General features: G+C 50.4%; 13 protein-coding genes and 1 tRNA gene. 7 read left to right on the plus strand and 7 right to left on the minus strand.

What is annotated here, in order from left to right:
* The first annotated feature begins 90 nt into the window (after nt 1-90).
* A complete protein-coding gene (locus tag BLP55_RS06550; protein ID WP_091141527.1) occupies nt 91-1,650 on the plus strand; it encodes an NAD(P)/FAD-dependent oxidoreductase in 1,560 nt (519 codons plus the stop codon).
* Between the two features lie 350 nt (nt 1,651-2,000).
* On the opposite strand, the gene msrA is transcribed toward BLP55_RS06550, so the two are convergent.
* From msrA to BLP55_RS06570, 4 genes are all read right to left on the minus strand, one after another.
* The gene (msrA, locus tag BLP55_RS06555) at nt 2,001-2,600 is read right to left on the minus strand and encodes a peptide-methionine (S)-S-oxide reductase MsrA (RefSeq protein ID WP_394331917.1); all 600 of its coding nucleotides are present in this window, start codon (nt 2,598-2,600) and stop codon (nt 2,001-2,003) included.
* On the minus strand, nt 2,597-3,106 hold the full coding sequence (msrB, locus tag BLP55_RS06560; protein ID WP_091141612.1) for a peptide-methionine (R)-S-oxide reductase MsrB: 510 nt from the start codon (nt 3,104-3,106) through the stop codon (nt 2,597-2,599). Before msrB ends, msrA begins: the two co-directional genes overlap by 4 nt.
* A gap of 80 nt (nt 3,107-3,186) precedes the next feature.
* Complete coding sequence (locus BLP55_RS06565) at nt 3,187-4,143, minus strand: hypothetical protein (protein ID WP_091141529.1); 957 nt, start codon at nt 4,141-4,143, stop codon at nt 3,187-3,189.
* Nucleotide 4,144: 1 nt separating this feature from the next.
* Nucleotides 4,145-5,575 (minus strand): MBOAT family O-acyltransferase, encoded by a 1,431-nt coding sequence (locus BLP55_RS06570; RefSeq protein ID WP_091141530.1) that lies wholly within the window; start codon nt 5,573-5,575, stop codon nt 4,145-4,147.
* Between the two features lie 160 nt (nt 5,576-5,735).
* Here BLP55_RS06570 and idi point away from each other — a divergent pair, with 160 nt between their 5' ends.
* The 6 genes from idi (at nt 5,736) to BLP55_RS06600 (ending at nt 8,474) form a co-directional block, all read left to right on the plus strand.
* Nucleotides 5,736-6,263, plus strand: a complete 528-nt coding sequence (gene idi, locus BLP55_RS06575) for an isopentenyl-diphosphate Delta-isomerase (protein WP_091141531.1) — start codon at nt 5,736-5,738, stop codon at nt 6,261-6,263.
* Nucleotides 6,264-6,329: 66 nt separating this feature from the next.
* On the plus strand, nt 6,330-6,740 hold the full coding sequence (locus BLP55_RS06580; RefSeq protein WP_091141532.1) for a 6-carboxytetrahydropterin synthase: 411 nt from the start codon (nt 6,330-6,332) through the stop codon (nt 6,738-6,740).
* A 30-nt stretch (nt 6,741-6,770) separates the two neighbouring features.
* On the plus strand, nt 6,771-7,049 hold the full coding sequence (locus BLP55_RS06585; protein WP_091141533.1) for a hypothetical protein: 279 nt from the start codon (nt 6,771-6,773) through the stop codon (nt 7,047-7,049).
* On the plus strand, nt 7,039-8,007 hold the full coding sequence (locus tag BLP55_RS06590; RefSeq protein ID WP_091141534.1) for a type I phosphomannose isomerase catalytic subunit: 969 nt from the start codon (nt 7,039-7,041) through the stop codon (nt 8,005-8,007). Before BLP55_RS06585 ends, BLP55_RS06590 begins: the two co-directional genes overlap by 11 nt.
* A gap of 47 nt (nt 8,008-8,054) precedes the next feature.
* A complete protein-coding gene (locus tag BLP55_RS06595) occupies nt 8,055-8,321 on the plus strand; it encodes a hypothetical protein (protein ID WP_091141535.1) in 267 nt (88 codons plus the stop codon).
* A gap of 79 nt (nt 8,322-8,400) precedes the next feature.
* Nucleotides 8,401-8,474: transfer RNA gene (locus BLP55_RS06600), tRNA-Thr, on the plus strand.
* 688 nt (nt 8,475-9,162) lie between these two features.
* Here the strand turns inward: BLP55_RS06600 and BLP55_RS06605 are convergent.
* From BLP55_RS06605 to BLP55_RS06615, 3 genes are all read right to left on the minus strand, one after another.
* Nucleotides 9,163-10,224, minus strand: a complete 1,062-nt coding sequence (locus BLP55_RS06605; protein ID WP_091141536.1) for an Ig-like domain-containing domain — start codon at nt 10,222-10,224, stop codon at nt 9,163-9,165.
* A gap of 86 nt (nt 10,225-10,310) precedes the next feature.
* Entirely contained in the window at nt 10,311-11,036 is a 726-nt protein-coding gene (locus BLP55_RS06610) for a DUF4369 domain-containing protein (protein ID WP_091141537.1), read from the minus strand.
* Between the two features lie 107 nt (nt 11,037-11,143).
* On the minus strand, nt 11,144-12,967 hold the full coding sequence (locus BLP55_RS06615) for a M61 family metallopeptidase (RefSeq protein ID WP_091141538.1): 1,824 nt from the start codon (nt 12,965-12,967) through the stop codon (nt 11,144-11,146).
* Nucleotides 12,968-13,014: the final 47 nt, after the last annotated feature.

The following is a 13,014-nucleotide window of genomic DNA, read 5'->3' on the forward strand; positions in this document are numbered from 1 at the left end:
TTTCCGCGTTTTAATTTCAAATTTCACGCAACCACCGGAAAATAATTTCCAAATTTCCAAATTTTCAAATTTCCAAATTATCTTTGCCCCATGCCCAAAGAACTGCTCATCCAGGTTTCGCCCGAGACGGCCGCACACGATTCATTGATCCGCGAACACGTCGCCAAACTCATTCGTGTGTCGCCCAATGAAATCCAGCACGCGGTCATTCTCAAACGCTCGATCGACGCGCGTCAAAAAGCCATCAAGATCAACCTGAAACTCGAGATTTTCTTCAAAGGCGAACCCATCGCCGAACAAAAAATCGAGCTCCCCGATTATCCGAATGTCTCCAATAAGCAAGCAGTCATTGTCGTGGGCGCGGGTCCGGCTGGCTTGTTCGCGGCCTTGCAACTCATCGAACTCGGGCTCAAACCCATCGTCATCGAACGTGGCAAGGACGTACGCGGCAGACGTCGCGACCTCAAGGCCATCAACCGCGACCATACCGTAGACGAAGATTCGAACTATTGTTTTGGCGAAGGCGGCGCGGGTACTTATTCCGACGGCAAACTCTACACGCGTTCCAAAAAACGCGGCGACGTTGACCGGATTCTGCGGCTGCTCGTGGGGTTCGGTGCCTCGACCGAAATCCTGATCGAGGCGCATCCGCACATCGGGACCAACAAATTGCCCAAGATCATCGAAGACATCCGCGAGAAAATCATCGAACGTGGCGGGCAAGTACTGTTTGGTACCAAACTGACCGATATTGTTGTCAAGAATAATGAAGTGCAAGGCATCGTCACGCAAAATGGCGATACCATCGAAGCGTCCAAAATGATACTTGCAACGGGCCACTCGGCACGCGACATCTTTGAACTGCTCGACCGCAAAAACATCCTGATCGAAGCCAAACCGTTTGCACTGGGCGTGCGCGCCGAACATCCGCAGCAACTCATCGACCAAATCCAATACAGTTGCGATTTTCGCGGCGAGTTCCTGCCGCCCGCGCCGTATTCGATCGTCAAACAGGTCGAAGGACGCGGCATGTATTCGTTTTGCATGTGTCCTGGCGGCGTGATTGCACCGTGCGCGACAAGTCCAGGCGAAGTCGTGACCAACGGCTGGTCGCCTTCGAAACGCGATCAGGTGACCGCCAATTCAGGGATTGTAGTCGAATTGAAGTTGGAAGATTTTAAACCTTATGCCAAATTCGGCGCCTTGGCTGGAATGGAATTTCAAAAAGCCATCGAACAAAAAGCGTGGCATTTGGCGGGCGAGACGCAAAGGGTTCCTGCCCAACGTATGGTTGATTTTGCGCAAAGCAAGGTGTCGGCCGATATTCCTAAAACCTCTTATGTGCCAGGCACGACATCGGTAGAACTAGGGCAAGTTTTTCCGGGCTTTTTGACGCAAATCATGCGGCAGGGTTTTTCCGAGTTCGGCAAATCGATGCGCGGGTATTTCACCAACGAGGCAATTTTGCATGCGCCTGAATCACGTACTTCTTCACCCGTACGTATTCCGCGCGATAACGAGACGCTCGAGCATTTGCAAATCAAAGGGCTGTATCCGTGCGGCGAGGGTGCGGGTTATGCGGGTGGGATCATTTCGGCGGCGATCGATGGCGAGAAGTGTGCGCTCAAGATTGCGGAGGCTTTGAAATAGATTTTTTTGTTGCCTATTCAGATATACAGTTTTTCTGTAAAAGACTTTTATCTTAAAATCGTATCTTGGCGCTAGGGTAGGGGGCAAAGTAGGTTTATCCCTAAAAAATAAAACCGTGGCTTGGTTACAGAAAATCTGTAAAAAATGTTAAAGTTTTAGCGGATTTGTCGGTCTCGACGAATACCTTTATGAATCGGAAATTCCTACCTTCGGCACGCTCGCGTGAGGGATGGAAGCAAGCTACCGCGTAGCGCGGACAGCCCGACGGCGCCCGAAAAATTTTAATGTCACCCACAGTCCCATGCGCCGGCACGCCCAAAAAAAGCCACAAACGAATCTGCGGCTAAAGATTATTTTTTCTTCAATTTGTCCTTGAAAACCTTTTCAAACTTTTCCATCTTGGGCTGGATCACCGCGCGGCAGTAGGGCTGGTTTTTGTTGTTCGCGTAGTAGTTTTGGTGGTAGTTTTCGGCTTTGTAGAATTTGCCCAGCGGCTCGATCTTGGTCACGATCGGTTGGTTGTAGACCTTGGCCTTTTTTAGCGCGGCGATGATTTGCTGCGCGGCCTTTTTTTCGAGGTCGTTTTTGTAAAAGATGGCCGAACGGTATTGCGTACCCACATCGGCGCCCTGCCGGTTGAGCGTGGTGGGGTCGTGTACGGTAAAGAAAACCTTGAAGATTTCGTCGAGGTTGGTCACCGACGGGTCATACGTAATTTGCACGACTTCGGCATAGTTTGTCGTCCCGGTCGAGACTTCGTCGTACGTGGGATTCGGCTTGGTTCCGCCCGCGTAGCCCGACACCGCCGATTGCACGCCGTTGAGGTTTTCATAAATCGCCTCGACGCACCAATAGCAGCCGCCCGCCAACGTAATGGTTTCGAGATTTTTCTTTTGCTGGCCGAGCATCCCGATCGGCAACAGCATCAACAGCCAAAATTGCTTCATCATTTTTTGGGTTCAAAGTCGAGCGCGACCGAATTCATACAATAACGTTTGCCCGTGGGCGGCGGCCCGTCGTCAAAAATATGGCCGAGATGTCCGTCGCAACGCGCGCACAACACTTCGATACGGTCCATGCCCAGCGAAAGGTCGGACTTTTCGTAGGTGCTGTTCTTGTTATCCTGCTTAAAGAAACTGGGCCAGCCACAATGGCTCGAGAACTTGGCCGTCGATTCGAACAGCTTGTTGCCGCAGGCCGCGCAGTAGTACGTACCCTTGGTATCGGTGTCCCAATATTTGCCGGTAAAGGCGCGCTCGGTGCCGGCCAAACGCGATACTTCGTACAGTTCGGGCGAGAGTACTTTTTTCCATTCGGCGTCGGAAACCTTGAGTTTTTTGGTGTCGGTACGCGAATAGTAAGGGTTCGATTTTTGGACCGGTACGGCTTTCGGCTCTTGCGCGCGTCCGCAGGCCGTCAGTACGATACACATCAAGAGAAGGGGAAGTCGGTTCATGGTTGCTCGCAAAATTCGGTTGAAATTACAAAGCAAATCGCCGCCGGGTTGCCAAAGCGCGCACAATTAACAAAAGTTTGTCAGTACTTGAGGTCGAGCGTGCGCAAATCCTGGATGAATTCTGCCGTGAATTTTTCGGCGCCGAACTTGTTCATGTGCAGCGCATTGTAAAAGTAATTCCGGTCGTAAGAGATCGGGTCGGTCGAATAGTCGAAAAACGGGATGCTGTATTTTTGAGCGAACTTCCGGTATACATCAATCATTTGTTTGCGGTTGGCGATGAATTGCTGCCCTTCGATGTACTCCGGACTGTACACAAAAACAAGCTGGATGCCGCTGGCTTTGCAAAATTGGATGTACCGTTCGAACAGCGCCACGGTTTGCGGTTCCATCTCGACCGTAAAATGGTTCATGCGTTTTTTGGCTTCCTCTAGTTCGTTGGTCCAGGGAATTAGTTGGCCTTGGTACCCGCGGATGCGCGTCGGTTCGTTCTTGCCGCCCAACGCAATCTTGAACGCTTCGAGCATCGCCTTGCCTTTTCCGTAGTAACGGATCAGCGGGATGTGGAAGTCGTAGTTTTCGTAGCCGATGAAATTCTGGGTGACCTTTTGCAGTGAATCGTTGCCCAGCATGTACGGCAGGAATTGCTCCGAATAAAACAAGTCCTTGCGGCGTGCAAGCGTAAAGACATCGATCGATTGGATGACCACTTTGGGTTTGACCGGTTGCTGCATCGCGAGTTGGAAACGAAAGTCCTGCATCCAAAAGTTGTGGCCGTCCATACCCAAGTTGTAAGCGCTGGTGTGCAGGCTGTCGCCGATCATTTTCGCATCGAGGTGTACCCACGCGCGCGACGATCCCATGACCAGTATCTCAGAATTGACTTTTTTGTCGTACAGGTCGCTCCACACCGTCATCTCGCCCTTGGTAAACCCTGTGGATTTGCGCAGATTTGATGAAATAAAAACGTCCAATCCGTAGGCCAATAGCCCTATCGGCAGCAAAAACAACACGAATTTGATCAGAAACCTTTTCATCTTAAAACTGGAAATAAATGAATTCCTGGCTCGAGCCCGCATACATGAAAATCACGGCCATGATCAGGTAGTAAAACCCGAGTCGCAGCGGCTTGGGCCATTTTACGCCGATTTTTTCGAGCGCATAATGGTCTTCGCGTCCCATCCATTCGATAAAAATAAAGGCCAAAAGCAGCCAAACGACTTCGTTGCGGATGCCGAACGGCTTGGTAAAGGTCGATGCCGACAGTATTTCGCCCACATATTCAAAGGCGTGGTGCATGTCGGTCGCGCGGAAGAAAATGAACATGAACACGGTGAGTGCAAACGTGAGCAGGATCTGGCCCATTTCCTTGGGCGTGGCAAAAATACGGCCCTTGGCCACGATATCGGGATCGGGTTTTTTGGTCGAAAGTAACGACGGCAACATGAACAACGCATTCAAAAATCCCCAGAACACATAGGTCCAGGCCGCGCCGTGCCAGAATCCCGACACGAGGAAAATGATGAAGGTGTTGCGGATTTTCATCCACGTCCCGCCACGACTCCCGCCCAGTGGGATGTACAAATAATCCTTGAACCACGACGACAGTGAAATGTGCCAACGCCGCCAGTATTCGGAAACGTCGCGCGAAAAGAACGGGAATGCAAAATTGCGCAACAGGTCGATACCAAAAAGCCTTGCCGTTCCGAGCGCGATGTCGGAATAGCCCGAGAAATCGCCGTAAATCTGGAACGTAAAGAACACCACACCCAAGATGCGCGTACTGCCCGAATGTTCACCCGGACCAAAGGCCATGTTGGCATACTCTGCGCAATTGTCGGCGATGACGAGTTTCTTGAACAAACCCCACAAGATTTGACGCAAACCGTCGGCGGCATGGGCCGAGTTGAAGATGCGTTTGGTTTGGATTTGCGGCAAAAGGTGCGTCGCACGTTCGATAGGCCCGGCCACGAGCAACGGAAAGAAACTCACAAAGACGGCATAGTCGATAAAATTTTTCTCGGGTTTGATGCGGTCTTTGTAAATATCGATCACATACGACAAGCCGTGGAACGTGTAAAACGAAATCCCGACGGGCAAAATCACGTTGAGCGTCCAAAAGTTCGATTGCACGCCAAAGGCCGACAACGCATCGGCGGCCGACTGCACAAAGAAGTTGTAGTATTTGAACACGCCCAAAAACCCGAGGTTGACCGATATCGACAACCAAAACCAGAATTTCTTCATTTGCTCGCTCTTGGCTTGGTGCATCTGAAGGCCCGTGCCGTAATCGAGCAACGTCGAAAAAATCAGCAAGAACAAAAAGCGGTAATCCCAGCACGCATAAAAGTAGTAACTCGCGGCCAGCAGCAGCAAGTTCTGGAACTTCAGGTTTTTGTGCGCCACAAACCAGTAGAGCGCAAAAACAATCGGCAGGAAGATGGCAAACGCGATGGAATTGAAAAGCATGTGTCTGTGGCCGGGCGTCTTACATCTGCTTCGGCGTGCGCAAAAATAGGACTTTTTTGACGTTTGGCGAAAGACCGCGGTCAAATTAACCCGCCGTAGTGGTTTATCTCGTACAGATCGCTGTTGGCAGACGCTGTTTTTTTGTACTTTTGAAACGGCTATGAAAGAAGAAAACGTCATCCTCGTCAACGAACAAGACCAGCAAATCGGGCTTATGCCCAAACTCGAGGCGCACCAAAAGGCGGTTTTGCACCGTGCGTTTTCGGTGTTTATCCTCAACGACCGCAACGAAATCATGCTTCAGCAACGCGCGCACCACAAATACCATTCGCCGTTGTTGTGGACCAACACCTGTTGCAGCCACCAGCGCGAAGGCGAATCGAACGTAGAGGCGGGCAAACGACGGCTGTTCGAGGAAATGGGCTTTACGGCCGAACTCACCGAACTGTTCCATTTTATCTACAAGGCGCCATTCGACAACGGGCTTACCGAGCACGAGCTCGACCACGTGATGATCGGCCGGTACGACCAGGCGCCCAACATCAACCCCGACGAGGTCGAGGATTGGAAATGGATGGCCATCGAAGACATACAGCAAGACATGCAGGACCATCCCGAAAAGTACACGGTGTGGTTCCGGATCATATTTGACGAGTTTTATCATTATATAGAGGAACATACTATTTGAAAATTCCAAATTCCAAATTCCAAGTACCAAGCACCAAATTCCAAATTCCAAATTCCAATTTGAACGATGAGAGTTACTGTCAGTAGAAAGTCGCACTTTAACGCCGCGCACCGTTTGTACCGCAAGGATTGGTCGATGGAGAAAAATGATTCGGTGTTCGGCAAATGCAACAACGCGAATTTTCACGGACACAACTACGAAGTGATCGCGAGCGTGACGGGCGAAATCGACCCCGAGACCGGTTATGTGATCGACATCAAAGAACTGGCGCAATACATCTACGAAGAAGTCGAGCTGCCGTTGGACCATAAGAACTTGAACCTCGATGTACCCGAGTTTGCGAACTTGAACCCAACTGCCGAGCACATCGTCGTGGTCATTTGGAACAAACTCCGCAAGCGCGTCAAAAGCGAACACGAACTCGAAGTGGTCTTGTATGAAACACCGCGAAATTTCGTATCGTACCGCGGCCAATAAACAATCGAACCGATAACCCAAAATAAAACCATGGAATCCAACTGGAGCGAACTCAGCGAACAGGAACTGACGCAAAAACTCAAAAAGCTAAAGACCAACAAAATCATCGATGCTGCGCTGGTCGGATTCACGATCGGGATCGTGGTGTATGCTGCGACCACCAAGGGTTTTGGGTTCTTTACGTTTTTTCCGCTCATCCTGACTTATGTCATCGTCAGGAATTCGAAGAGCAACAAAGCGCTCGAGCAGGCCATCCAAAAAGAACTGGACACGCGGACCGTTAAACAACCAGCCCAAGATGAACTTTAAAGCCTATCCACTGCAATTCGACCCCATCCTCAAAGAGCGCATCTGGGGCGGAACCAAACTAAAGTCGATGTTCAACAAGCCGATTCCGTCGGCGATTACTGGCGAGAGTTGGGAGCTGTCGGACGTCAAGGGCGATGTGAGCGTGGTCTCGAATGGCTTTTACGCGGGAAAATCGCTGACCGAATTGCTCGAGGCTTATCCCGATGAGCTGCTCGGTACCCAAGTCCATGCGCGGTTCGGCAAACAATTTCCGCTGCTGTTCAAGTTCCTCGACGCGCGCGAGGATTTGTCGATCCAGGTGCATCCGAACGATGCCTTGGCCAAACAGCGGCACGATTCGTTCGGCAAAACCGAAATGTGGTACGTGATGCAGGCCGATGCCGATGCGCGTATCATTGTGGGTTTCGAAAAGAAATCATCGCCCGAAGAATACCTGAAAAGTCTGGAAGACGGGACGATCCTCGATTTGCTACACACGGTAGGCGCCCAAAAAGGCGACGTGTTTTTCCTCGAGACGGGCACGGTACATGCCATTGGCGCGGGGTTGGTGATCGCCGAGATCCAGCAAACCTCCGACATCACCTACCGCATCTACGATTTCGACCGACGCGACGCGCAGGGCAATACGCGCGAGCTGCACGTCGATTTGGCTTTGGACGCGATCAACTACGATTTGACCGATACGCAAAAACAATACAGCAAGCACCCGAACGCGTCGAACGCCATGGTCGATTGTCCTTACTTCACGACCAACTATTTGCCGCTCGACGGCCAGGCGACGGTGCAAAAGGACGGCGCCTCGTTTACGGTGTACATGTGCGTCGAGGGCGGTTTCGAGATCGAGACCAACGGTGAAAATTACCGGTACAAAACAGGCGATACGGTGTTGGTTCCCGCATCGGTCAAGACATTTACGCTTAAAGGACAGGCTTCCCTGCTCGAAATTTATATTTCATAACCCAAAGTTTATGCTTAATTTTGCAGCAACTTTTAAAAACAAAGACAATGGCAAACGTTAGAAATTTGAAGAAAGACATCAATTATGTGTTGGGCGATTTGATCGAGGCGGTGTATTTGTATGAGATGTCGACAACCGGAAAGCCAACCGATGCAAGCAATGCGGTGATCGACGACGCCATCAAGGCATTCGACAACCTGATTGCAAAAGTGAACGCGAAAAACGTCGAAAACAAAAAGGCGCATTTCAAGCAAGTACATGCCGAATTGGAACAAGTTGCCAATCAACTCGTTGAAAAGATCAACGCGCTGTAAGGGTTTCCAAGCGCTAAAAAACTGCAAATTTATTTTGGAAATCTGATTTTCGCTTCTATATTTGCAAGCATATTGAGACGCCGGTGTAGCTCAGCTGGCTAGAGCAGCTGATTTGTAATCAGCAGGTCGTGGGTTCGAGTCCCTCTATCGGCTCAATCAACCATCACATTCGTGGTGGTTTTTTTTTTTGGACAAAACTTTCCTTTGCCGACGTGCCTTTCGCATCGGTATAATTTTCTTTCGACATGATCGTTTCTTGGCATCCCGCGCCAACAGTAGGTTGCTTTGTGACAAATTCACACAAAATACCATTATGTCACAATATTTAGTGTGACATGTTTGCACAAAATGTTATTATGTCACAGTATTTGGTGTGACATTTTCACATAAAATATCATTTTGTCACAACACGGTTGGGTTATTGGCGCCGCAGTAACTCTTTTTGAAGATTTGCTTTGGGATGGATTATGTGCTTTAAATTTTTTTCTAGCAATAGAAGATGGGGTGCGCGGCTGACAAATTTTTGACGTTAGTCGGGTTCTGACGCTTGGTTGCGTTTTTCGACTGCTCGGGGGTAATGCATACAATTTATCAACATTTAACAAAATGTACAGATTTTCTGTATACAAGTATCCGAAATATTTTGTTGGGAATAACCTTCATTGCCCTCTTCCCTACGAAGCGAAAAATACCCTTTTAAAATTTCATCCCTTTACAGACCCGAGCCCGAAGGGCGAACTGTACGAAGTAAAAATCTACCATTAACAAATTTACGAATCAACACAAACAAAAACGCCACAAGTTGATCCTTGTGGCGTTATAATAAATTGAACGGTCTCGCTTAATTGCCGAAACTCACGTCATCGACCCCGACGATGGTCGAAAAGATCTGGTCGGTCACATCGGTCGCGATAAAAATAACGTGCGCGTTCGCGCCCACGCTCGGGAAACTCATCGTCTTGTTGAGCCATCCCGTAGCGCCGTAATATTCGTCGCCCGCATCGGCCATACCCGGGAATCCGGTACATTGCGTATTGCCGTCGAGCCCGATCAAATTGACGCTGTTCACCATTTCGGTATACGCGCCGTCGTCGCCATACACGATCACGACAAACGAATCGTCGTACACGCTGCCCACATACTCCTGGAATTCGGCCGACAGGAAGTTGTAGTTGAAAGTAATCGACGATACCGGTTCGGCGATAGGCCCCACGATCATCACGCTCGAAGCGCCACCAATCGCGTCATCGGCCGAAATCAAATGGTCGCCCGTAGAAATCGCGCCAAAGTTACTGCCCTCGAACGGTGCCATACAGCCCTGCGGCGAGGTCATGATGTTACCGTCGCCGATGAAGTTCACGCCATCGGCACCGTTTTCGAAACCGCCGTTGGTGTCAAAGCTGGCCGGTTGCAAAGCCGATGTCGTATAATTGTAGCTGACTTGTTGGTCGAATCCGTTGCCACCGTCGTCTTTCAGGTCGGTGGTCAGGATGATGTCGATGGCCGCATTGGGCTTGAACGCGTGTTTGGGGGTAAACGTAAAGATCGCAAAACCGTTAGAGGCTTCGTTGACCGAGATTGTCCCGCCCTTGGCCACGTTGTTTTCCTTGACGATGAACGATTCGGTCGTGATCGAACTCAACAGGATCTTGTCGTCGAGAAAGAACACGATCGGCATGTTCGACGGATACACACGTCCCGATACCGACGGGATGGCCTGCGCGATTTGCAAAGATGCGGCATCGGCCTCGTCCGAAACGGTCGTGACGCCGCCATTTCCGTTGTTGATGATTTTGTAGGTGGCCGCTTCGGGTGCGGCAGGGGTCGGCATGGTTTCTTCGTCGCTGCTACAGCCCGCGAACACCAGCGCGAAAGACGCCAGGAGTAATAGTTGGTTTTTCATAAAAGGGTTGTTTTGAGTGTTTTATGTGTAACAAACCTAAATAAAAATACCCTACCAAAACAACTATTTTTTTACAAGCCAGGTAGTTACGGCTGTTTTTGCTCTGCCGATTGGCGCTCCTTGTAAAATTCGATCAACTTTTTACCATAGAACGATTTCGCGACCTTGGGCGTCATCGATTTTTGGATCGTGTCGAGGTACTTGAGGTGGATGTTCGGGATCTCGGCCAAAGCCAAATACGGCGCCACCTCGAGGTCTTTGTTGTTGATCGCAAAATTCGTCGTGTACAGGTAAAGACGTTTCAGGTTGGCATCCTGCATACGTTCCAAACTGTCGATGAGTTTAGCGTTGTTGTTAAAGCGGTAGGCGTTGAGTTTTTGTTCCATCAGTTCGAGGTTCTGGTCGGTGAAACGCGATTTTACCTTTTTGAATTCCTCAAACTTTTCGTTGTTTTTCGAACCCGTGATCTTTGCCCCAGACAGGAACCTGTCGAGTTCGGTCTCGATCCTGATGTTGCCCGGCTCGACAAAAAACGGCAGGTTGTTGTCGAGCGAGTTGGTCACGCCGCGGTCGAGGAACAGGTAAAACATTTGTGGCGAGTCGATGTCAAAGTCGCTCGAAAATTCCGAATTGCCGTCGATCTTGATCGTGTCGATGGCCACGAGCGACGTGTCGACGATCTTTTGGATGTACAACGTGCCTTTCATCAGGCCTTTGACATGGCCGGTGATGTGCAGGTTTTTATCGGATTCTTTCTTTTGACAGCCGACGAGCAAAAGCACGGCCATGAGCGACAACAGCGAAAATTTCATGTGTATGATTTGACGGCAAAAGTAGTGAATCGGGCAAAACGAACAAAGAGCCAAGACCGTTTCCTCGAAAAAACAGTTTTGGCTCTTGAAGTAAAGCGTTTAAAAATTTATCCTTTCAGCCAGGCCAGTCGCAATTTTTCCTTGCTTTTGTCCGAGGCTTCCCACGTGGTCGCGTCTTCATACGGCAGTTTGATTTTGCCCGTGAGCGTCTTGGTTTCGCCGTCGCGGTTGATCTTGACTGTGATTGCATCGTCCTCTTTCCAGGTCTGGCTGCCCATGATCATGTCGTAAATGTTGTCGAGGTTGTAGGCCGTCCCGTTGATTTCCTGTAAAACATCGCCGCCTTTCATGCCCAACGACGTATAGAATTCGGGCAACTCGATTTGCGGCAACACCACGATTTCGCGCGTACTCGGATTCACGGTGATGTACGGCATCTGGCCCTTGAGGAACGGGTTCCCGGGCACCTTGGTCGCTTTTTGCGTCACGCCCACCTTGGCAAAAAACTGGTCGTAGGGTATGGGCGTTTCGCCGGCCACGTACGTTTGCAGGAATTCGCCGACTTCGGGATAGGTCAGTTCGACAATCTTGCCGAACAAGGCGCTGTCGTCGAACGGATTGTTCGGGCCAAAGGCCACCGATAACTTTTGCATCAGGTCTAAAATCCCGCGCTGTCCGCCCGATTTTTCGCGGATGATGATATCGACGCACATCCCAATGAGCGCGCCTTTCTCGTACACGTTCAAATATTGGTCTTTGTACGGCTTGTTGAGCACGTTGGCGCTCATTTTTGTAAACGACATCGTGTCGTTCATCATCGAGGCATTGGCGATCTTGCCCGCCATGCGCGTGTAGAATTCGTCTTCGGTGATGAGCCCCTGGCTGATCTGGAACAGGTTGGCGAAGTATTCGGTCACGCCTTCGTACATCCAAAGGTGTTCAGACATTTTGGGCGCATTGTAATCAAAAAAGTGGATTTCCTTCGAGTGGATGCTCAGCGGCGTCACGATGTGAAAGAACTCGTGCGACACCACATCCTTGAGCTGTTCGGCCAGTTGGTCGGCGGGCATCATCTCGGGCATGACCACCGTGGTGGCCGTCGGATGCTCCAAAGCCCCGAATCCGCGTGCGTCCTGGCCTTGCACATCGGTCAGGTACAACAACACGCTGTATTTTTTGGTCGAATTGAAACTGCCGAGGAATTTCTTTTGCGCCTCGACCATGCGCTTCAAATCGGGCGTGATGCTTTCGGCGGTAAACACACCCGTAGGCGAATATACGGCCACCATGATTTCCATGTCGTTTACCTTGAACGTCGTGTAGTCGGGTTTGGCATACATGATCGGGTTTTCGACCAGTTCGGCATAACGCGAAACGGCAAAAACATCCTTGGTGTCGGACGCATCGGTATCGTTCATCGAGGTTGCGCCCCACAACGTTGCGGGATGTGTCACGGTCAACTGATACGGCACCGCGAGCAGGTTGTCGAAATACCCCACAAACCCGTGCATGTTGAGCAAAAAGTTTTGGCCTTCGAGAATGTTGGTCCCTGCAGGCGAAAACACATCGTGCGTGTCCTCGATGTCGTAGGTGTCGTTGACCCAGTAGGTGATCTTGGCGAGTTTTTTGGCCTCGCGGATGGTCCAGGAATTGTCGTCCATCTTGGCCACCACCAGCGCGTTGCCTTTGGCGTCGTAGGCCTTGAGGTTGTCTACGAATTTACCATAATCGTCCTCGGCGTAGGTTCCGGGAACAATCTTCGGGATTTTATAGGATACCTCTGCGGCATTAATCTTGGGCGGATGTACGGTCACCATCACTTTGTCGTCCTTGACCGTATTGAGGTCGATGGCTACTTTGACATCGGCCGATTGCGCCGCGGCCAGTTGCGAGAAAAAGGCCATAACGGCCGTCAGGATCAGTTGTTTCATCTGGTGTTTAGGATTTTTGAATCTGTGTGCGAATGTATAAAATAGTT

The organism is Flavobacterium caeni (genome assembly GCF_900101895.1).
Classification (GTDB): Bacteria; Bacteroidota; Bacteroidia; order Flavobacteriales; family Flavobacteriaceae; genus Flavobacterium; species Flavobacterium caeni.

Bases quoted from the DNA above. Each gene is read 5' to 3' on its own strand.
- idi (WP_091141531.1), top strand. From the start codon at position 5,736: ATGAAAGAAGAAAACGTCATCCTCGTCAACGAACAAGACCAGCAAATC.
- msrB (WP_091141612.1), bottom strand. From the start codon at position 3,106: ATGAACCGACTTCCCCTTCTCTTGATGTGTATCGTACTGACGGCCTGC.
- BLP55_RS06615 (WP_091141538.1), bottom strand. From the start codon at position 12,967: ATGAAACAACTGATCCTGACGGCCGTTATGGCCTTTTTCTCGCAACTG.
- BLP55_RS06580 (WP_091141532.1), top strand. From the start codon at position 6,330: ATGAGAGTTACTGTCAGTAGAAAGTCGCACTTTAACGCCGCGCACCGT.
- BLP55_RS06570 (WP_091141530.1), bottom strand. From the start codon at position 5,575: ATGCTTTTCAATTCCATCGCGTTTGCCATCTTCCTGCCGATTGTTTTT.
- BLP55_RS06550 (WP_091141527.1), top strand. From the start codon at position 91: ATGCCCAAAGAACTGCTCATCCAGGTTTCGCCCGAGACGGCCGCACAC.
- BLP55_RS06610 (WP_091141537.1), bottom strand. From the start codon at position 11,036: ATGAAATTTTCGCTGTTGTCGCTCATGGCCGTGCTTTTGCTCGTCGGC.
- BLP55_RS06565 (WP_091141529.1), bottom strand. From the start codon at position 4,143: ATGAAAAGGTTTCTGATCAAATTCGTGTTGTTTTTGCTGCCGATAGGG.
- BLP55_RS06585 (WP_091141533.1), top strand. From the start codon at position 6,771: ATGGAATCCAACTGGAGCGAACTCAGCGAACAGGAACTGACGCAAAAA.
- BLP55_RS06590 (WP_091141534.1), top strand. From the start codon at position 7,039: ATGAACTTTAAAGCCTATCCACTGCAATTCGACCCCATCCTCAAAGAG.
- msrA (WP_394331917.1), bottom strand. From the start codon at position 2,600: ATGATGAAGCAATTTTGGCTGTTGATGCTGTTGCCGATCGGGATGCTC.
- BLP55_RS06595 (WP_091141535.1), top strand. From the start codon at position 8,055: ATGGCAAACGTTAGAAATTTGAAGAAAGACATCAATTATGTGTTGGGC.
- BLP55_RS06605 (WP_091141536.1), bottom strand. From the start codon at position 10,224: ATGAAAAACCAACTATTACTCCTGGCGTCTTTCGCGCTGGTGTTCGCG.